At 57.0% G+C, this 19,632-nt stretch carries 17 protein-coding genes; 9 read left to right on the top strand and 8 right to left on the bottom strand.

What is annotated here, in order from left to right:
- Positions 1-65: 65 nt before the first annotated feature.
- Genes MEFOE_RS08695 through MEFOE_RS08685 form a run of 3 tightly spaced genes read right to left on the bottom strand, consistent with a single transcriptional unit; the run spans position 66 to position 9,106 of the window.
- Positions 66-3,347, bottom strand: coding sequence for a DEAD/DEAH box helicase family protein (locus MEFOE_RS08695; protein ID WP_067051142.1), 3,282 nt, complete (start codon positions 3,345-3,347; stop codon positions 66-68).
- Complete coding sequence (locus tag MEFOE_RS08690) at positions 3,325-6,354, bottom strand: site-specific DNA-methyltransferase (protein WP_067051139.1); 3,030 nt, start codon at positions 6,352-6,354, stop codon at positions 3,325-3,327. Before MEFOE_RS08690 ends, MEFOE_RS08695 begins: the two co-directional genes overlap by 23 nt.
- Before the next feature lie 10 nt (positions 6,355-6,364).
- Positions 6,365-9,106, bottom strand: a complete 2,742-nt coding sequence (locus tag MEFOE_RS08685; RefSeq protein WP_067051136.1) for an ATP-dependent DNA helicase — start codon at positions 9,104-9,106, stop codon at positions 6,365-6,367.
- Between the two features lie 177 nt (positions 9,107-9,283).
- Between MEFOE_RS08685 and MEFOE_RS08680 the strand changes: the two genes are divergently transcribed.
- The 6 genes from MEFOE_RS08680 to MEFOE_RS08655 all read left to right on the top strand — a co-directional run bounded on the left by MEFOE_RS08680 (position 9,284) and on the right by MEFOE_RS08655 (position 13,168).
- A complete protein-coding gene (locus tag MEFOE_RS08680; protein ID WP_067051133.1) occupies positions 9,284-9,742 on the top strand; it encodes an EVE domain-containing protein in 459 nt (152 codons plus the stop codon).
- Between the two features lie 4 nt (positions 9,743-9,746).
- Positions 9,747-10,658: a DUF5655 domain-containing protein gene (locus MEFOE_RS08675; protein WP_067051130.1), complete on the top strand. Its 912-nt coding sequence runs from the start codon at positions 9,747-9,749 to the stop codon at positions 10,656-10,658.
- Positions 10,659-10,722: 64 nt separating this feature from the next.
- Positions 10,723-11,151 (top strand): DUF365 domain-containing protein, encoded by a 429-nt coding sequence (locus MEFOE_RS08670; RefSeq protein ID WP_067051127.1) that lies wholly within the window; start codon positions 10,723-10,725, stop codon positions 11,149-11,151.
- A gap of 19 nt (positions 11,152-11,170) precedes the next feature.
- Entirely contained in the window at positions 11,171-11,689 is a 519-nt protein-coding gene (locus tag MEFOE_RS08665; protein ID WP_067051123.1) for a TATA-box-binding protein, read from the top strand.
- A 38-nt stretch (positions 11,690-11,727) separates the two neighbouring features.
- Positions 11,728-12,036 (top strand): hypothetical protein, encoded by a 309-nt coding sequence (locus MEFOE_RS08660; RefSeq protein ID WP_067051120.1) that lies wholly within the window; start codon positions 11,728-11,730, stop codon positions 12,034-12,036.
- Between the two features lie 124 nt (positions 12,037-12,160).
- Positions 12,161-13,168 (top strand): hypothetical protein, encoded by a 1,008-nt coding sequence (locus MEFOE_RS08655; protein WP_067051116.1) that lies wholly within the window; start codon positions 12,161-12,163, stop codon positions 13,166-13,168.
- A 39-nt stretch (positions 13,169-13,207) separates the two neighbouring features.
- Here MEFOE_RS08655 and MEFOE_RS14020 read toward each other — a convergent pair whose 3' ends face one another.
- A complete protein-coding gene (locus MEFOE_RS14020; RefSeq protein ID WP_160329520.1) occupies positions 13,208-13,375 on the bottom strand; it encodes a hypothetical protein in 168 nt (55 codons plus the stop codon).
- Positions 13,376-13,433: 58 nt separating this feature from the next.
- Here MEFOE_RS14020 and MEFOE_RS14015 point away from each other — a divergent pair, with 58 nt between their 5' ends.
- A complete protein-coding gene (locus MEFOE_RS14015) occupies positions 13,434-13,589 on the top strand; it encodes a hypothetical protein (RefSeq protein WP_160329519.1) in 156 nt (51 codons plus the stop codon).
- A 161-nt stretch (positions 13,590-13,750) separates the two neighbouring features.
- Here the strand turns inward: MEFOE_RS14015 and MEFOE_RS08650 are convergent, their stop codons facing one another.
- Both MEFOE_RS08650 and MEFOE_RS08645 read right to left on the bottom strand, forming a co-directional pair.
- Positions 13,751-14,947, bottom strand: coding sequence for an ORC1-type DNA replication protein (locus MEFOE_RS08650; RefSeq protein WP_067051114.1), 1,197 nt, complete (start codon positions 14,945-14,947; stop codon positions 13,751-13,753).
- A 65-nt stretch (positions 14,948-15,012) separates the two neighbouring features.
- The gene (locus MEFOE_RS08645; RefSeq protein WP_328585449.1) at positions 15,013-15,156 is read right to left on the bottom strand and encodes a hypothetical protein; all 144 of its coding nucleotides are present in this window, start codon (positions 15,154-15,156) and stop codon (positions 15,013-15,015) included.
- Between the two features lie 180 nt (positions 15,157-15,336).
- On the opposite strand from MEFOE_RS08645, the gene MEFOE_RS08640 reads away from it, so the two are divergent.
- Both MEFOE_RS08640 and MEFOE_RS08635 read left to right on the top strand, forming a co-directional pair.
- Positions 15,337-15,840: a hypothetical protein gene (locus tag MEFOE_RS08640; RefSeq protein WP_067051111.1), complete on the top strand. Its 504-nt coding sequence runs from the start codon at positions 15,337-15,339 to the stop codon at positions 15,838-15,840.
- 278 nt (positions 15,841-16,118) lie between these two features.
- Positions 16,119-16,883, top strand: a complete 765-nt coding sequence (locus MEFOE_RS08635; RefSeq protein WP_067051108.1) for an NYN domain-containing protein — start codon at positions 16,119-16,121, stop codon at positions 16,881-16,883.
- 63 nt (positions 16,884-16,946) lie between these two features.
- Here the strand turns inward: MEFOE_RS08635 and MEFOE_RS08630 are convergent, their stop codons facing one another.
- Positions 16,947-18,314 carry an ATP-binding protein gene (locus MEFOE_RS08630; RefSeq protein WP_067051105.1) on the bottom strand — a complete coding sequence of 456 codons (1,368 nt, stop codon included), beginning with the start codon at positions 18,312-18,314 and terminating at the stop codon, positions 16,947-16,949.
- Positions 18,315-18,380: 66 nt separating this feature from the next.
- A complete protein-coding gene (locus tag MEFOE_RS08625; RefSeq protein ID WP_067051103.1) occupies positions 18,381-19,598 on the bottom strand; it encodes a cation diffusion facilitator family transporter in 1,218 nt (405 codons plus the stop codon).
- Positions 19,599-19,632: the final 34 nt, after the last annotated feature.

Below are 19,632 nucleotides of genomic sequence, written 5' to 3'. Positions count from 1 at the left end.
GCAGTTCAGGCAATTTTGTGGGTTCCCATTATAGTCGCACAGAAAAAATTTGGTGGTCTATGTTTTTAGTTGGTATCCAGAATAATTCCAAGTAATTTCTCGATATAATTTTCATCTTCGGGGAAGAAAACATGATTTTTGTTGTATTCAGCATCATTGGATACACCAAAATTCTGTTTGATCACCGCCTTTGGTGTGTCGGGTGCGGCAATAATCGCTGAATCAAGATACACTGATGTTCCGGGTTCGATTTCTTTGTGCTGCATCAGACGTTCCTGGATCCGTGGTTCATAATCCGTTTTGATTGTTGTTGACAGTTCAATTTTTTCTTCTTTGAAACTGTTGATTCTACCGAGGCCGTGCGGATCCACGAAGAGGAGGTGCTGAGTTTTACCACATACTGCCCAAATAATGAAATCAGGATAGAAATTCACCGTTTCAAAGAACTTCACCCCCGACTTCACCCGATTTCGGATCACAAACAGGTGTGTGGAATCTAAAATCTGGGGATTCTGCTCCAGATACGTACGGAGGTTCATAATGAATTTCTGCTCGCTCTCTTGTAGCCCAGTTGGTTGAATCACTAAGGGCGAGCCCTTGCTTAGGGCAAGGAGGGGCTGGTAGAGGTGCTGCTCGATATGAACATTCTTCAGGCCGGTGTTGAATTCATCTCCTTCCCCGGCGTTGAACTGCTTCAGGCCCTCTTCGATGAGTTGTTGAAGGTTGGCGATCAACTCGGTGTTGGTGGATGGGGCCTGAATGGTGTAGGTGACGGTCATGTTGCGGTTTTTGGCGTCCAGAATCTGGACATCGACGGTCTCCTTGGCATACTGACTGACTTCCTTGTTGTAGTACCGCAGGAGATATTTTTTGAGGATGCTGATGACAATCTGCTCGATTTTCCAGAGGTCTTCATAGGACCGTGGTGTGATCTGGGCTGCAGGGCAGATGAGTGTGTATGGCTTTGCATCCATGATGGCCCTGAGCGTGTCCTCCCCGAAGACCATGTTGTACCAGCCGCGTTCATTCCGGTAGTCCATGAGCTCAAAGTAAATCCGGGTCCAGTTCAGCATGTCAAGATATTCTGGTTTGATATGAATGGGGAGGGTCAGGGTCTGATCTCCGATCCCGGTTCCCTGTGTGGTCCTCTGGTAGGTCTCGACCTGGGGCCTGAGGTCAAGGTCCACCTGAACGGTGGAGCGAGGTCCACTGGGGTCCGGGGTAATTACCCGCCGGGAAATGAACTGGGCCTCGCTGAAGCGGGGGATCAGGAGTTTGTATTCCAGATACTTTCGGGACGGGGTGGTTGGGATTGTCCATTTTTTCGGTTCCGGTGGGAGATCCTCTCCCATTTCGGTCTTGAATATCTCCATGTAGTCAGCGCCGATGCCAAAGACATGGAGCGTTTCGAGGGCGGGAATATATGATGGCACCACATCGCCGCTGCCAGCACTTCTCTTGAGTGAGAAGTTCTTACCCCGCAGACGGACGCCTCTCCCAAAGGTCTGGACGATTTCGGTCCCTGCATTCTGGCCGACGTTGATGAGTCCCATGCAGCTGACGCGATAGGAATTCCAGCCGGTTGAGAATTTTTTTGCGCCGATGAGGACATTGGTGGGGGAGTCCCTGTACGCCACGGAGGTAAAGAGAGACGGCGTGAATTCGTCGTCCTGCCTCTGGATTTCTGGGATTTCGGCCTGGACTGCGTCAAGGAATGTTGCCGTGTCCCCAATATTGATGATACCGAAGTAGGGACTGACTGCAGGGTTACCCGATGAGGTAGCGCAGCGGAGGCCTATCTCGCCGCGGGCTTTTTTTATGTCGGCGATCTGGAGAGAACCAGTGGTGGAGGTGTGGAAGAGTCTGGAGAGTATGTCCTTGTAGATGTCCTCGGCAGTACAGTCATCCTTTTCCATGCGCTCCCGCAGATAGGCGAGGCGGGTTTCGGGGTAGTTGCGTGCAAAGAGATCCCGGTTGAGTTTCTGGTCGACGAGTCCGGACCTGCCGTCAAGGATGGCGGCCATGGTCTCCACAATGCGGTTGCCCTCATTTGCCAGCACGGCATGGAGGAAGCGGAGTACTTCAAGGATGTCGGAGGTGTTCTGGATGTTTTCGTTGAGAGCAGTACTTAACTGGACGGTGCGCCCCACAAAGATCCAGAGAGGTGCGTCCAGGTTGTACTCTGCCACCTCGTCGGGGTATGTGTCGTAGATGAGGCGCTGCTCGTAGAAGGTGAGGAGGTTGGCGAGGAGAACAAGGTGCTTGAACTCGGAGGTGAAGGGGGTGTCCCCGGATCGCTCCAGATTGAGAAGACGGAAGTCCTTCCCAAAGTAATCGCCATAGAAATAGGGATAGGAGTAGTTGAAGATGATGGCACGGCCGTAGGTGCGGAGAAGATCCTTATCGATGTTACCTCCTTTTTTTCTGATGGCCTGCCCGAATGTGGCGCTGTACTCGAAGGTGAAGCCGTTCTCGCTCACCTTATCGCGGAGTTCCCGCCAAACTTTCCCACTTGATCCAACATGGCCTTCGTCGACGAGGATGAGGTTGTGGCTCCCGATGGTCCTGACATCCACCCGAACGCCCCCACCACTCGATCCCTTGTTCTTTGGGTTTCTGGGCTCCAGTTTATTCCTAGTGTTTTCGCGTTCTTTCTCCTGATCGTAGAGTTTGTTGATGTCGATGATGTGCACGGTCTCTGGGCTCAGCATGCCTGCAAAGTAGCCGGTTTGATACATTTCCGCGGGAATGCCGCTCTTCTTCATCTCGTCCAGATGCTGGGCCGAGAGTGATTCACTGGTGGTGATGAGGAGGATTTTGTCAATCGGGATGGCATCTGGGCCCCGGTTGTAGTGGAGCCACTGGAGGATGTTGATGTGGAGGATGAGGGTCTTGCCGCTGCCGGTGGCCATCCAGTAGGCGATCTTTCTAAAATCGGTGGGGGTGTAGGTGAATTTGGATCCATAGTGTTTCAGTGCAAACCGATTGAGTTCTGCGATCTGGTTCTTACGGTCATTGAAGTAGCGATCGAGGTAGATCTCGGTGTACAGGATGGCAAGGTACTGGAAGTACTTCAGCGTGATGGGCATGGTGCCGGTGCGCTTGGTGTTGATGTGGCGCACGTACGAGAGGATGTGCTCGTCGTATTCCCGCAGTTTGCAAAGGATACGGGGATCCCCGCCCTCCCAGGTGGCAATGTTCTGGGCGTAGTAACTGCGGTCCTCTTCGTCGAATCCCTCCCTGACTTCACGGAGACGACCCTGGATGGTCTCAAAGGAGTCAGCCCCGAGGAGATGGTGCATGAAGGAGCCGAGGACGACGTTATCACGCAGCAGGTCGGATGGCATCCCAGTCTCCCTCCATGAGCCGGTGGAATGAGTCCTCAATCTTCTTGGCCTTCGCCACAGTGAAACGGTCGTTCATGTGGATGTGGTCGAATTCACGGCCTGCCATAATCTTCTCGGTCACGAATGTGCGGTCGGATGCCAGCTCAGCTGCGCCCCACCCCGCAGTGGTCCGCCAGATGATGAGGTAGGTTTCCATGCCGTTTTCACTGGCCTTTTCGCCGGTGACAACGCGGTATTTGATCTCGCCGTTGTACTCGGTCCGCAGCGTGGTGACGTGGATGCCGAGGAGGTAGTTGAAGGTCTCCACCAGGTCCACGGGCATCCGGGCAATGTTATCCTGGCTGGCGGTCTTCCGGGCCAGGGTGTAGTCGAAGGGGCGGTCCAGTGTGCTGTGGTTCATGCGGCATAGGCTCTCCCGGCTCTCCACGTCGAGCATGTAACGGAGGAAGTAGCCGTCCAGATCAAAGAGGCTCTTCTGGACCGAGTCACGAGCGGAGAACTCAATGTTGTTGAGGGTGTCCTCGTAACTCTCCAGTGTGAGGTACTTGAACATGTGACTCTGGCCGTCGGTGTCCTGCGGCTTGCCGCCTTTCCAGTTGGAGGAGTAGGCGACCTTTTCGATGCGGGGTTTCATGACGGTGTCGAAGTAGTCAGCCATCTCCACGAGGATGTACTTTCGGGTGCCGTCGTCCTCCTTGTTCATGTTGAGCACGGCGTGGGCGGTGGTGCCTGAGCCGGCAAAGAAGTCTTGAATCAGGGAATCTTTGTTAGCTCCGATTTGGATTAGGTGGCGAACTAACCGCGTCGGTTTTACAGTAAACTTAATGTTAGGGAAAAATGCCCTCAATTCTTTCGCAGCTTCATCGGTATGGCCAACGGTATCATGAAATAGTATTGTAGTTGGCATTGAACCCTGCTGAATTTCTGATAAGAAATTCTTAAGAGAGGGGACATTATTACTTCCATCTGAGCCCCACCAAATTCTATTCTCATTTTCGTTTATTTTGTGAACTTCTTGTGAAAACGCCCAAGCACGCGAGTAATTGGGCCAAATCTCTTGATGAGTATAAGGATTAATTATTGGATAGTTTAAGTTTGATCTTTCGTCCACGGTATAACGGCAAGTGTAGTCCGTGGGCTTCCAAGGACCCCTAGGATCATTATCAGGGTTTCTGTATCTGCCTATTTGTTCCTCGGTTAGAGGTAACAGATTTCTTTGAAATTTTTCACTTGAACGAAATGCGAAGATTAACTCATGCATATAACCAAAATTACTCGTATCTGGTGGAGGAGAGTATCTTTTTTGCCAAACAAGTGTAGCTAAAAAATTTGTAGGGGAATATATTTCCTTTAAAAGAACTTCGTATAGATCTGCCTCATTATCATCAATACTAGAGAAGAAAGAACCATCATCCGATAAAAAACCCATCGAGCAAAGAATTCTGTCCTTTATCATACTCAACCAGCTCGAATGCCGGTAATTATCCTTGTACAGAAACCCGTCATTTCCTGTATTATATGGCGGATCAATGTAGATGCACTTCACCTGCTCCTTATACCGCTCCTGCAGGAGGTTCAAAGCCTGCCAGTTCTCCGACTTGATCAGCAATCCGCCGATGGCCTCTTCGAGGTCCGTCACCGGCGTGCCGTCCGGGTGCTGCAGGTCTTCGAGGAGGTGGTCCTTGAAGGTCGCGTCGAAGAAGGCGGTATCCAGCATCAGGTAAGGGTGACCCTTCAGGAAGGCCACGTCTATTTTGCCGCCGCCGAGCGTCTGCTGCGCCCCTTCTCCGATCCCATAGAGGTTCTTCCACTCCTGCACCTGCCGCTCGTTGGCGCAGATTGCCGGGTAGTGCTTCTCCGGGATGTGGTCGATGGTCATGCAGTAGTCAGTCTGGAGCACGAACTTCTTCTTCTCCCACAGTTTCTTCTGGAAGTTCTCCATCTGCGCCAGGAAGTCGATGACCTGGTTTGCCAGGTACTTCATGACCCAGATGCGATCCACGTACGGCTGGAGGTTGGGCTTGGCACCCGTGCCGATGGCATCCAGGTTCATCATCTCGTTCTTGATGTAGAAATCCAGTTCCTGGCGCAGGAACGGCCCCAGGTTCTTGTGGATGAAATAATCCGAGGTGTTCCGGCGTACATACTGCGCCAGTTTCCTCTCAAGGAGACTTTTCTGGCCTTTTGCGGGGGACTGACAGAGCGAGGCCTGAAGCCCGGTGAATGCAATCCCGTCCCACATCCGGATGGCATCGTACGCCTGCTCAACCAGTTTTGCCTGGGCATTCTGACCAAGGGCCTTGTTCTCCTCCGTGCTGATCTGCCTGTACTCAAACCAGATCGTGAGCGTCTTTGCTTTTTCGTCATACTCCAAGGGATATTTGGGATGGAGCATGAAGTAGCGCCGCTCGTCACGGGTGTTGTTCTGCTCTGTTTCCGCATCCCGGAGTCTGAACCGCACCGTGTACTCCCCGACCCGGAAGAGGAAGTTCTGGAAGTGCTCTCCTGTTTTGATGTAATATTGGTCCTTGTTCGCCCAGTAGAGCATTACTTCCTCACCGTTGTAGGGGACCGCGTATGTACGGGATGACGACGCCCGGGGCAGCGGCATGAAGTCGCCCTCATCATAGTAGCGGGAGAGGAAGGAGATGAGGTGATTAAAGACATCATTGCGTCCTGCCTCACCAATATCGGCAGCCCGCCGCAGAAGATCCCTCTTCGTCCGGAACAACTCCGCATTTGCCGGATTTACCTGCTGAACACGTTCTAGTTCCGCTTCATCACATTCTGGATCCACTCCCAGTTCGCGGGCCAGCGATGACACAGCCTCCTTCAGGGCCGCCATATCGGCAATTTGTGCAATGTCGTTCTGAATGAATGCATCAACGGCGCCCTTTTTCAGGTGCATGATACGGTAAATGCCAAAGTCAAGATCGGCGGTCTCCTCGTTAATTTGAAACAACTGCCTGAGCAGTTTCTGCAATGTGGATACTGAATTGTCGCTCATACTCGCTCACTTATGTCATATTTGAAAATTTACAAATTGTGTGGTAATCACAGTTCTTGCAGTTCTCGCCCGGCTGTGCCGGGAACTCGTGGTTCTGGATGCCCGTCACACGCTGCTCAGCCATCGCCACCACTGATGCCAGATCCTCCGGGCAGACACTCACGTCAGCCACGGAGGCGTCATCAAGGTAGGCAATCGACCCCCTTTTTACCTCCTCCCCCAGCATTGACAGACCCTGCGCGTACAGACGCACCTGGAACGCCGCCTCATCCCGGGAAACAACACGATCTGAGGTCTTGTAGTCGCGCACTTCGATTCCCTCCCTATCATGGAGGATCACATCCACTTTTCCGACGACAGTGGCATTCTGGAGAGGAAATTCAATACGCGACTCCACCTCACGGATATGGTACATGTCAGCCTCATGTGTGACAGCGAAGTTGATCAACTTCTCCCGGGCAGCATCCTTCATACCCGCTCGTTGTCCGCGCCCTGCAAAGGGGAGGTAAAAATGGGTTTTAACGGCCTCAGCGACTCCGGTAATGGGATCCAGTTTCTCCTCCCGGATCAAGTCTGCTGCCTCTCGCAGGCAGTGATGAAGCGTGCGACCATATCCAATCCGCGGCTTCAAACCTGGTTCATACCCCCACATCCGGTTCATGCGGTACATGTACGGACACCGGCCATAGATGATCAACTCGCCCGTGGCGTAGGTGACCACCTCCTCAGAATCATGACTTGGTGTAAGGGAATGAAGGGGCAACAGATCAGCCTGCGATAAATGCTGCAGTTTATCCCGTAATGGACCTGCAATCACGAAAACTCCAGGACTCCGGGCATTCCCGTTCATTGTTGTGAAATAGCTGACCACCAGGACATCCTTGGCCCGGGTGCATGCCACGTACATCAACTTCCGCTCACTATTCAGATCACCTTCATACCGTGCCTGCCCAAAGAGATCCCCGGGCATTAACCAGGTGCCGTGACGGCCCATCAGATTTGACGGAAAACGACTCTCTACAACAGCAGGCACGAACACGACCGACCACTCAAGCCCCTTACTCTGGTGTATGGTCATGAGTTGGACCGCGTTCACGTTCCGGATGTCATCGCCGGGTTGCTCCTCGTAGGCTGAGTTGGCGAAACTATTCAAGAACCAGCAAAATCCCTTCAGATCCTTTTCCCAGTTCCGCTTTTTTCCATCCAGCATGATTGCAGTTTCGTAGTCGGTAAGCAGCGTGCTGAATCTGCCCAGATTTGCCATGACAACGGCATCGTTGACATTGTCCGGATCCAGACGCTCATACCCGAGAACACTGAGAAGGTCATAGTACATCTCTGTGAAGTTGGTGAAAACTCCGTCAAGCACGTTCCCACGCCAGTTCTCCAACTTCCCAGGCAGACTCTTCAATAAAGTCTCATCGTCGATGATCTCACACCAGTCCGTGATCCCTGAAACCAGAAGTTCATTCCCGCGTATCTGGTTATGAAAGTCCCAGCGGCTCTTCTGGAAAAATCCCTTATCTCCATTGATCCAGGCGATCAACTTCCCTACCGCCTGTGCTTCAGGGCGGCGGAACAAACCGACCTTCCCACCGACAATGTAGGGGATATTCAGACGACGGAACTCATCAATGAACACCGGACCGGATGTGTTCACACTGCGCAGTAGAATCCCGATGTCCTTGTAATTGCATGTGCCTTCATCCACATACCTCTGGACCTGCTCGGCAATCCACCTCGCCTCGTCCAGATTGGATCGCATTTCCACCAGGTACGCACCGCCGTCATCCCTGCGGACAGATACCATGGGATCATACTGCACACCGTCAAATGTGTGAGCAAACGCATTTGCTGTGTCTACAATGGCACGTGCACTTCTCCGATTCTCCGCAATCGTGAATCCCGCTGTAACCGAGGCATTTTTCTCGTTCACAAAGTTCTCGAAACATCTGTCGTCGGAACCGCGCCACTGGTAAATAGTCTGGCGGGGATCGCCGACCACGAATAGTTGGGCATTTCTGCTGAGCAACTGTATTAGTCGTTCTTGTGCACGATTAATATCCTGATACTCATCCACGATGAGATAGCGAATGTGCTGGGTTTTTTCGGGGTGCTTCTCCAGTTCCTTTACTGTGATGTCGATTATCCGGTCGAAGGTGAGCTTTCGGTGGTCGTCCAGACTCTGTTCATATGTCTGGATTGCCACCGCAAAGTCTTCTGCGCGTTCTTTAAGAATATGCCGGGGGAGCATGTCGGCATAGACGACATTAAGATTTCTCCGAAAAATCTGGCATTTCTGAGAATGGGACTTATCTGAGAGAATATTGAGATCCCATCCGAATCGATGGAGATATGCCATCTCCTGATTTTCATCGAGGATACTGTACCCTCCATACCCAAAGAAATCTTCAAGCAGCCGTGCACAGTAGGCGTGGATGGTCCCTACGTACATGTCACCTAACTGGGCGCAGACTGCATCCCCCCCAAAATATCGGATTCTATCGTATACGCGGCTTTTCATGCTTTGAGCCGCCTTTTCGGTAAATGTGAATGCCACGATGGATGACGGGGAAGCCTTTTTCTCCATCAGCAGGTGCACTATTTTCCGTGTGAGTGTTTCTGTTTTTCCTGCACCTGCACCGGCAACAACGCGTACCCTATTTTTTTTGGAAAGGACCGCTTCTATTTGTGGGCTAGATAGTTTAAATGGTTCGTTTAATATTCGATATTGCAGTTTATCCTGTGGCATAGACTTATATCTGGATTTACGGCATTCCCGATAAATATTCCGAAAACTAACTCCCATTTGCGTATACTACGGAAATAGATAATATTTAGGTGGATTATATTGTTCTGTAGTTAAATTGATGTTTCGATCATATTGCTAATGTAAGCCTTTTGTATTACTGCTACTATTATTCATCCTATGACCCACTGGCTCGCCATCTCCAACCGCACAAACTCAGACGTCACGATCACAAAGCAGATCTGGGGCGTCCCGAAGAGGTACATCAACGCGATCAGCAAGACCCACCCCGGCGACACCCTCCTCGTCTATGTCGGGCAGCAGGTGATCGATAAGGACACCACCCTCCCCCCTGCCATCACCGGGTGCTTCGAGATCACCTCGGCGGTCTATGAGGACGAAAAACCGATCTTCACCGCGCCGCCCAAACTCGGGAACGAGGTCTTCCCCCTCAGGATCAGACTGAAGACTGTCCAGGTCTTCGACCCGCCGGTGGAGTTCAAGCCCCTGATCCCTGACCTGACGTTCATCACGAACAAAAAGATGTGGTCAGGGCATATCAGGGGGCAGGCGATGCGGGCGATCCCGGAGGAGGACTTTGCACTCATCATGAAGGCGGCACAGACGCCGCGGGACTGATCCAATGGGCGACACCCGCATCTTTCGCATCGACACCCCACAGGCAGAGGAGTTGAAAGGATCGTCCGTCGCCCTGGAGAAGTCCCTCCAGACCTACATGGAGCAGAACCTCGACCCTCTCCTTGGCGTCACCTTCCTGGCCAGCGAGTACGCCACCGGAAAGACACACGGCGGCCGGATCGACACCCTGGGCATCGACGAGAACGGCTTTCCGGTCATCATCGAGTACAAACGGGCGCTCAACGAGAACGTCATCAACCAGGGCCTCTACTACCTCGACTGGCTCCTCGACCACAAGGCCGAATTTGAACTCCTCTACCTGAAGACGTTCAAGAAGCAGGGCGACGAGGTCATCGACTGGACCGGCCCGCGCCTCCTCTGTATTGCCGGCGACTTCACGAAGTACGACATCCACGCAGTCCAGCAGATCAACAGGAATGTGGAGTTGATCAGGTACAGGAAGTTCGACACATCTCTCCTCCTTCTCGAACTGGTGAATGCCACGGTCCAGAACGGGGATTCTGTCCCCGCCCCCGCAGCCGAGAAAAAAGTCTCAGGGAATAGAACATTCAGCGAAGCGCTCGAACTCTCCCATGCTGATCAGAAGGACCGCTATGAGGCCTTGAAGGCATTTGCCCTCGCTCTGGGCGACGACGTCCAGGTGAAGGTCACAAAGTTGTATGCGGCGTTCAGGCGGATAAAAAATTTTACCTGTGTCGAACTCCGCCCGCAGTCGAACCTGATGCTCCTCTACCTCCGTCTCAACCCCGACGACATCCCTCTGGAGGAAGGTTTTACGCGGGATGTACGGAACATCGGCCACTGGGCCCCCGGCGATCTGGAGATTTCCATCCGATCAGATGCCGACCTGGAACGGGCCAAGACTCTCATCGTAAAGAGTTATGAGGAGAACTAAGGCCCCTACAATCTGGACTCAGTAAACGTGACATTTATGACAGTAAGAAGGAAAGAAGGAAGAGATGACCACGATCACCGGCGTCACCTTCCCCATACCCAAACCCTACATGACGCGCTTCTTTGACGAGGGTAGGACCGTCTTTGTCAAACCGGCCACGGTCTTCAAGGAACTCAAAGCCGGCATGAAGTTCGTCTTCTACCAGTCCCACGAGGACACCGGCTATGTCGGCGAGGCGAGGATCAAACAGGTCCTCCTCGCGGACGACCTCCTCACCTTCTTCGAGACCTTCGGCGACGCTGTCTTCCTCGCCAGAGAAGAGGTGAGGGCGTACGTCGAGAACCAGGAGCGCTGGCAGGGGGTGCGGGTCAGAAAGGGAGAGGGAAAAAAGAAGACCTGGATGGCCCTCGAACTCGAAGGAGTCCGCCGCTATACAGACATCCAGAAACCCACGCGCTTTGTTCCTGTCGGCGGAAAGTATCTGAGAGAATAAACCCCATCTATTTTCGGGAATGAAAATCGTCAATATCGTCTGTTCGGGCGACCTCCACCAGCCCGTCCCCTTCCAGAGGTTGCCTGAACTCGGGCCTGAGACCTACACGTATGACCCCAAGGTCTATCACGGCGCCTACGTCCTCCTCTCCCGGGGCAAGGCCACGGTCTACCGGAGCGGGAAATATATCATCTACGGCCTGAAGTCCCTCGACGAGGTAGGGCCATCATACGAAGAGTTCCTCGCCCTCCTATCCCCCATCATCGACCCCTCCCTCGTCTCGCCGCCGCGGGTCCAGAACATCGTCGGCATGGACGACATAGGGACGGAGGTCCCCCTGACCCGCCTCGTCGTCGCCCTCCAGATGGAGCACGTGGAGTACGAGCCCGAGCAGTTCCCCGGCGTCATCTATCGCGGGGAGAGGGGGACCGCCCTGATCTTCTCGTCCGGGAAGGTGGTCCTCGCCGGGTTCAGGGACCTCGATTCGATGGAAGCGTTTGCATCCGGGCTGAGGGAGACGATCCGGGCGATCGCATAACCCCCACCCTTTATCCCCTCCCCCTCCGACTCTCCCCCATGCCACCCTCCCCCCCGGCCTTCACCGTCGTCATGGACCTCTCCACCATCCTCGACGTGACAGACGAGCACGGCCACCTCGCCCGCCTCCTCAACGCCCGCATCGACAGGGCCGGCGGAGTGTGGGAGGACGAACTCGACGCCTTCATCTTCGCCATCCTCGACGACCTGGAGGGCCGTCTCCGGGACCGCCTCGCCGGGGGCCTGACGGCCGCGGGGCTGAAGGAGACCGTCTCTGCGATCATCGACGAGATGATAGGAGAAGACCCGACTCCGTCGAGCAGGACGAGCGTGTCCTCAGGCACATGAAGGAGCGGGAGGCGCGTGAGGACGACGGCGACGACGAGGATCCGGCCCTCGCGGTCTGCCGGGCGATCTGGGAGAGGGCCTCAAAGAGGAGCGCCTCCACGTCTCTATCCCGTACGCACGGCGGGTGCACTTCTCCGCCACGGCAAACCGCCGTAACCCCGGCATCCTCTTCGACCTGATCAAGGCCTGCGCCCTCCTCCACCGCTTCCAGCGGGAGACCTTCGATGGAGGGATCCGTGCCGACAGGTCTGACTTCGCCGCCACCGCCCGGATCTACGCCGCCATCAACGGCGAGGCCGGCGGGCAGGAGACGAAGCTGACGAAGAACGAGGCCGCCGCCCTGGAGACCGTCGAGACGATGGGCTGGGACGTGTTTACGATCAAGATGCTCCAGGAGACGCTCGGTCTTTCGTACCACCAGACCCGCCGCATCCTCCACGGCTACAACAACGGCGGCACCACCTACTCAGGTCTCCTGGAGAAGTGCCCGGCGGTCGGGTTCGCGGACACGACTATCTCCGAGGACGCCGGCGGGTACCTGATCCGCCGGCGGGAGCACCAGTTCTCTTTCAACCTGGAGGTCTACCGCCGCTGGACGGCCGGGGCATATGTCTGGATCGATCCCGACCCGCCGGACGACGACACTTTTGCACCCGGTGCGCACCGAAATTGCACCGGAGATGTGCAGGGAGCGGGGACGGAGGAGAGAGGGCAGAATGACTATTCTATAGAGAGAGGAGAGAGTTCTCTCTCTCATAGTACTCTATTGCACGAAAAGGGAGGCACACACTCTCCACCTGATCTGTCGGGGCCTGTGGGTGACTGTGTGTGTGATCCGTGTACAGGTGAACATGACGGGAAAGATGGGGGTGAAAGGGGCGGGATTGGAAATATCGGCCCGAAAATTCCTCTGATTGTCGACAACTCCAGAGTGCAGGGCGGTGCAATCCGGTACACCGGTGCAAATGGGAAGGGGCCGACGACCCTGCCTGGCGTGCTGGAGCACACCGAGTTCACGCGGACGAGGACGGACCTCGGGCGCTGCAGCGTCTGCGAGGAGGGGAGGGCGGTGTTCCGGTCGGCCGACGGGCGGGCTCTGCTCTGCGAGGTGCGACGGGCGGGAACGAAGTGACCGGCAGGAGCATGAGAAACCCGGAGGGTTTCGAGGGTGTTACGGCCGTCTGGTGCGGGAATGGAACGCGGCGAAGGGGGTGAGCGGCTGATCCCCCTCGACCCTCTCCGGACGCCGGCGGTGCTCCTCGGCATGGCGGGTGCGGCCCTCGCGGCCGGGCGGGCAGTTTGTCCCGGTGCTGCGGAGGCCAGGGCAAGATGGGACCAAGTTGGGACCAAGTTGGGACCAAGTTGGGATTAAGATCGATCTCGGTCAGGAGAGTATCGTGGTTCTGCGTGCGTGTGTGGCCGAGCGGCCCATGGTCGAACTCCCGGCGGTTGCCGGCAGGATGAACCGCACCAAGTTCAGGGACCAGGTCCTGAGGCCCCTGCTCGATGCAGGGCTTGTCGAGATGACTCTCCCGGAACATCGTCGCAGCTGATGAGAAAACCCGATAGGGATTGAAGCATAGGGAGGCCATGACATGAGAGGGCCGTCAACGCCCACGGTGGGTTTGGCACCTGGCACGCCGACGTCTCGTTCAACCCGGCCGACTTCGACGCCCCGAAATCCTTCGAGAGGTCGACCGTGATCACCAACATATCACCGTCCCGTTTCATATCGACGTTTTTCATCGTCAGCAACTCCTGAAGAACACCTCGCCGCCACCCCCGATGAACCTGCCGAAACAGGGGCGACCACTTCCTCCACCCCCTCCCGCACCACGACCACCCGCGTCCTCCCCCGCCCCGGCCACACCGCCAGATCCACCAGGCGCAGCGCCTCCAGCTTCCGCACCCTCTCGTGGAACGCGGTATAACTCATCTCATCACAGACCCGCCCGTACACCTGCCCCGAGGTCGCTGTCCCGCCCTCCCCTTCCAGGGCGAGGGCCGCGTCGAGCACCGCCCTCTCCCCTGCCGTGAGGGACCGCACCGCCAGGGCCGCATGGAGGTGCTTCGAGACCGGATACGCTGCGAGCACGTCCCCGGCCGTCACCTCTGTCCGCCCCGCCCCCTCGGCGGCACGCACCGCTCTCTTCACCAGGTCCAGGCCGACGCGGAGGTCGCCGCAGGCCATCGTCCGTTCAACGACGAGGTCGAGGACGGCGGGCGGCATCACCCCGGGGTACAGCCCGGCCTTCACCCGGTCCCCCAGGATGCCCCGCACCTCCGCCGCGGTGTACGGGGGGAAAAGGACCTCCGAGGCCTGGAGCACCGAGCGGGTGGCCGGGTCCAGGGCGCGGGAGAGGTCGGTCTCCGGGGAGGAGAGGGTGAGGACGACGCCGGTCCGCACACCCGGCCAGGCCTCGTGCATCCTGAGGAGGGGGGCGAGGACACTGTCGAGCGTCCCGTCGGGGAGGAGCCAGGTGGCGTCGTCCAGGCAGACGACCAGGACCGCCCCCCTCTCCGCGAGGGCATGGGCGATCCCGGCCATCAGCCGCGTCGTCGAGACCCCGGACGGCGGCGGCAGGTGGCCGACGAGGGCGGTGAAGATCCGGGAGAAGACGGCGTACTCCGTCTTCTCTGTCTGGCAGGGGACGAGCACGGGCACCACCGTCTGCGTCGTCTCCTCGACCTCGGCGAAGAGGAGCCTGACAGCGGTGGTCTTGCCGGTGCCGGGCGTGCCGCGGAGGACGGCGTTCAGGGGCAGGGTGCCCTGGAGGGCAGGCCGCAGGGCGAAGGCAAGGTCTTCGAGTTGTGTGTCGCGGTAGTTGAAGACCTCGGGGAGGTGGGTGATCTCGAAGAGGTCGGGGTCGCGGAAGAGGGTCTGGTCGCTCATGAGGGGGGCGTGTGTCATGGGTGAGTCCATGCAAAAGGAAATATAAAAGGGGGCGTCGGGCGGGGCGTGAAAGTAAAGGGCCCTCACCCCATGCCGAGCATCTGCAGCACGATCGCCACGGCCCCGGCGGCGATCGGCCTCTCCCTCTTCTCCTCGCCCGCCGCCTCGCTCCGCCACCCTTCGAGCACCCGGAGGCGCCCCTCCATCTCCTTGTCCTTCTCCTCCATCCTCCGCAGGGTCCGGCAGGTCCACGTCCCTGTTCGTCTCGACGATCTTCTCCCGCAGGTTTTCGGCCATCGTCATCTCCTGAGGAGAGAGTCGCGGTTAAGGCAGATTGATATTACTTATGGTAATATGAAGATATGCCTGCGACGGACCCGGGACCTCCAGGCAGGAGACAAGAAAAAATGGCAGACTTTACCCTGTCCACCACGAACAAGACGTCGGTGCGGAAACTCTCCGTGCCGATCGCCGATGCCGCCACCTTCGACGGCATCGTCCAGGACATCCTGACGAACAACCCCTGGGGCTGCACCCCGTGGGAGAGTGCGGGCGAGTCCCACGCCGCCGTCGAGAAGGCGAGCGAGGCCTACACGGCCCGGATCGTCTACGAGGACGGTGTCGGCAAGGTCGTCGGCACCGCGTCGGCACGTGCCCCGACCCTCGCCGGGTTCACCGCGGCGAAGACCGAGGTCCTCAACAACGCCGCACTCGAGACCGCCATCGGTGGGTCTGCGGTCGCCGACCCGGACCGCGAGGCGTACGCGTGCCGCCTCCGGTGCCACGACCCCGACGGCGAGGTGTACTCCGTCACCCTCACCCGCACCTCCGTGCGCATCTCGTCCTACGAGGACGATGCCGTCCTCGCCGCGGTCGAGACCTGGGCCGACGGGGTGCCTGCCCTGGCGTGAGGGGAGAACCACCGGGAGGGGGGACCACTCCCCCCCTGATCTCGTCGTTCTGCCATCTGATTCTGTTTTTCATGCGCTTAATGGCAGGTGTTAAACCCCGTATTTTCAGACCTGCCTGATTTGGGGTTTTGTATCGGAGTGAAAATGGCGCCAAATCACGCAGGAAAAAATGGCGTTTCAGGCCCAACAAAACAGGCATACGAGAGATATATGTTTACCATTTGTAAAAATAAAACAAAATCGGAAATATTATCGTGTTCCATGGTTCTTGCACTGTCGTGGAGTACATCGCACGCCCAATAGAGCCCCAGAAAAAATTGGCTGTTCTCATCGATGCGGATAATGCCCAGCCCGGCATAATCAAAGGTCTTCTGGATGAAGTTGCAAAATACGGCACGGCAAATGTGAAAAGGATCTATGGCAACTGGACCACCCCTCAACTCCAGGGATGGAAGGAAGCTCTTTTAGAATACTCCATTCATCCGGTTCAGCAATTTAATTATACGAATGGAAAAAATGCCACCGACAGCGCCATGATCATCGATGCGATGGACATTCTCTACACCGAAAAGATGGACGGTTTCTGTATTGTTTCGAGCGACAGTGACTTTACCCGGCTTGCGTCAAGGATCCGGGAGTCCGGGCTCACTGTCTATGGTTTCGGTGAAAAAAAGACGCCAAAACCCTTTGTCGAGGCCTGTGACAAATTTATCTATACGGAGATCCTGCGGCCTGTCCTGGAGGAGAGTGATAAAGCCGGCATCCCGAAGATAGAACGACCCACGGAAAACGAACTGGTGCAAAACAAGGAACTGATCCGGCTCTTGACAGACACCATAGAAGACTCTTCCGGGGAAGATGGATGGGCGCACCTCGGACTGGTCGGGCAAAACATCCAGAAAAAAGCCCCTGATTTTGATCCGAGGAATTATCATTTTAAAAAACTCGGGGACCTCGTGAAGGCGATCGACCTGTTTGAAACACAAGAAAAAGATCTCAGGAGTTCTGGTTCTAAAACGATCTATGTCCGGATAAAATCCTGATAGTGCAATGGTGATGTCACATGAGGACGAGGTCGAGGAGACGGCAGCGGCGTGCGGGGTCCGTCACTCTTCCCTCACGAAAACCTCGATGTCGGCCAGGTCGTACACCAGGTAGCCCTCGTCCCGCAGGTCTTCCTTCCCCTCCACGCTGCCTGCAACGAGGAGATAGCGCTCCCTCGGGTATCGATCGTGCCTGACCATCTCCGCCTTCGCCTCCAGGCGGGCGAGCACCCCTCTCGCGTCACGCCGGTCCAGAGCACCCCATTTACATTCCCCGAAGACGATGCTGTGCTCCTGTTCGTCGACCGCCACGACATCGATCTCCTCGCCCTTCCACCACCACCGGCCGATACGGCTGCCGGGCAGGATGCCGGGTACGACCTCCTGGCGCACAAGCCTCTCAAAACGCTTCCCGAAGTAACGGTCCATGTCAGAGGCAGAGGGGTGGAAGGCATCGGTCTCGATCCTCTCCCTGTTCGGGAAGACGAAGGAGTACCAGAAGTCAAAGAGTGTATCTTTTATCTGGTAGACACCGTGCCTGGTGTCCACCAGGAGAGGCAGCTCGCGCTCCACGATCCCGAGGCGGGTCATGCCCTCAAGGTAGGGGTAGATGCGGCGTGCGTCCATGCCACAGAACTGTGCGATGGCTCCCGGTGCGGTGTTGCCGTCCGCGATAGCATGGAGGATCGACTGGTAAGTCTTGAGTTCCCGAAACTCCTGCGAGAGGATGAAGTAGGGCTCACGGTAGAAGTAGCCAAAGCGGGAGAAAAATTCCCTTTCGACAAATGCTGAGAACGAACCGTAGTCAGCTGCCTTGAGTTGATATTCGGGGATGCCGCCGATGGTGAGGTAGGTCCGCAGGGCGTCGGGGAAGGGCTGGTCGAGGAATGTCTTTGCATGGGCAAAGGGCAGGGCCTCCAGGAGAATGTCCCTTGTCCGCCGCCCATAGAGGGGGGAGGTGGCCGAGAGGGCGAGGTCACTCATGAGACCGAGCATGGAACCGCAGAGGAGGATGCACCAGTTCGATCCGGAAAGAGCGGTGTCCCAGGCTTTCTGGAGAGCCGAGAGGATGGAGGGGTCGTTTTTGATCAGATATGTGAACTCGTCGATGACCAGGTAGGCCCGTTCTGTGAGGGGTTTTCGGGCGAGGTAGGTGAAGATCTGGTCCCAGGTCTCTATCGTGAGGGAGGCGAGGAGGTCGTCGTTGAAGAAGGCTGCGCATTCCGCCTGGAACTGTTTGATCTGGATCTGGGCGGCGACGTCTTCGGAGAAGGAGAGGATGCCCCTTTTCCCCTGCACGAACTCGGTGATGAGCCTGGTCTTCCCGATGCGGCGCCGACCGTACAGGATGATCATCCGCCCTCGCGATTTCTGCCACTCCTCGTCGAGTATGCGCCGCTCCTCCACCCGGTCGACAAAAACCCTAATCATGATTAGTACTAATTTGGATTAGTAATAATGCTTGCGGCTCGATCCGGATCCGGCGAAGTCGTTTTTTCAGAGAGTCTGCACCTCCTCCTCGACCTCCCCGACGAGATCGGCAAGCCTCGCCGCGTCGGTCGTCCTCATCCGCACCCTTCCCGACGCGAAGATATATTCCGGCGACTTCCCCGCGAGGGACTGGCGCGAGAAGACGACGTCGGGTTTGTGGAGGAGGAGCATCTCCGCCGCACGGAGACCCTTTTGCTTCTCCATCCCGACGGCCGGGTTCGCGATGACCTCCTTCCTCTGCAGCCTCCTCTCCTTCACGCCGATGTCGAGGAGGGCGAAATAGGGCGCTTCCCCGAAGTGGGGGCTGACCGCGCCCTCGAGGTCGTCGAGGGGGACGGCATAGCGCACCCACGCCCTCTCCCCGGGTTCCGGGTGGATGACCACCCTCTCCACATTGGGGACGAGGCCCCGGATCCTGGCCTCGATGCGGTCGCTCACCAGCGCCGCCTCTGCAAGGTCGGTCTGCTTCATCGCCACGGTCGCCTCGACGAAGATGTACCTGCCCGAGTTCCGGCCTGTCAACTCCCTGATGCCGATCACCATCGGGTCGGCCAGGACCGCGGCCCTGATGACGTCCCGCGTCCCGTGGTCGACCGAGGCGTCGAGGAGAGTGCGCATGCTGTCTTTGAGGATGCCCCACCCCGCATACGCGATGAAGGCGGCGACCACGAGGGCCGCCAGGTTGTCGAGGGGGAGGCCGACGTTCCGGCCGAGGAGGGCGAAGAAGACCACCGAGGTCGCGAGCACGTCCACCCTGTGCTGCCTCCCGTCCGCCACGAGACTCGGGGAGTGACAGGCGTCGCCCACCCGCACCTCATAGGTGCCGAGCAGGTACGGGACAGAGACCAGGGCCGCGACGGCGACGAGCACCCACCCGCTGACAGGCAGGGCCGCCGTCTCGCCGGCGAGGGCCTCGGCCGCGATCTCCCCGGCCGTCAGGAAGACCAGGAGGGAGATGACGACGGCGACGATGTTCTCCACCTTGTAGAGGCCGTAGGGGAACTCCCTGCTCGTGCGGGACGAGAGCCAGATGCCGGCAAGGAGGGCGAGAGACGCGAGCACGTCCAGGGACGAGTGAACCGCGTCGGCCCCGAGAGCAAGACTCCCGGAGGCCCCCGCGAGGACGAGTTTCACCGCGACAAGACCGGCATTCACGGCGAGAGAGAGCCCGGCGACCTTTCGGATCGTGGACTCGGCCGTCTGCCGATCGTCACTCCCCACCATGCCGGGGAGTATCCTGCTGCCCCCTGATACCTGT

This window comes from Methanofollis ethanolicus (genome assembly GCF_001571385.1).
In the GTDB taxonomy this organism is placed as follows: Archaea; Halobacteriota; Methanomicrobia; order Methanomicrobiales; family Methanofollaceae; genus Methanofollis; species Methanofollis ethanolicus.
The sequence above is the reverse complement of the archived record's forward strand: the minus strand, read 5'-3'. Positions and strand labels throughout refer to the sequence as shown.

Bases quoted from the DNA above. Each gene is read 5' to 3' on its own strand.
- MEFOE_RS08630 (WP_067051105.1), bottom strand. From the start codon at position 18,314: ATGATTAGGGTTTTTGTCGACCGGGTGGAGGAGCGGCGCATACTCGAC.
- MEFOE_RS08665 (WP_067051123.1), top strand. From the start codon at position 11,171: ATGAAAATCGTCAATATCGTCTGTTCGGGCGACCTCCACCAGCCCGTC.
- MEFOE_RS08675 (WP_067051130.1), top strand. From the start codon at position 9,747: ATGGGCGACACCCGCATCTTTCGCATCGACACCCCACAGGCAGAGGAG.
- MEFOE_RS08640 (WP_067051111.1), top strand. From the start codon at position 15,337: ATGGCAGACTTTACCCTGTCCACCACGAACAAGACGTCGGTGCGGAAA.
- MEFOE_RS08695 (WP_067051142.1), bottom strand. From the start codon at position 3,347: ATGCCATCCGACCTGCTGCGTGATAACGTCGTCCTCGGCTCCTTCATG.
- MEFOE_RS08690 (WP_067051139.1), bottom strand. From the start codon at position 6,354: ATGAGCGACAATTCAGTATCCACATTGCAGAAACTGCTCAGGCAGTTG.
- MEFOE_RS08625 (WP_067051103.1), bottom strand. From the start codon at position 19,598: ATGGTGGGGAGTGACGATCGGCAGACGGCCGAGTCCACGATCCGAAAG.
- MEFOE_RS08650 (WP_067051114.1), bottom strand. From the start codon at position 14,947: ATGACACACGCCCCCCTCATGAGCGACCAGACCCTCTTCCGCGACCCC.
- MEFOE_RS08680 (WP_067051133.1), top strand. From the start codon at position 9,284: ATGACCCACTGGCTCGCCATCTCCAACCGCACAAACTCAGACGTCACG.
- MEFOE_RS08685 (WP_067051136.1), bottom strand. From the start codon at position 9,106: ATGCCACAGGATAAACTGCAATATCGAATATTAAACGAACCATTTAAA.
- MEFOE_RS08670 (WP_067051127.1), top strand. From the start codon at position 10,723: ATGACCACGATCACCGGCGTCACCTTCCCCATACCCAAACCCTACATG.
- MEFOE_RS08660 (WP_067051120.1), top strand. From the start codon at position 11,728: ATGCCACCCTCCCCCCCGGCCTTCACCGTCGTCATGGACCTCTCCACC.
- MEFOE_RS08645 (WP_328585449.1), bottom strand. From the start codon at position 15,156: ATGGAGGAGAAGGACAAGGAGATGGAGGGGCGCCTCCGGGTGCTCGAA.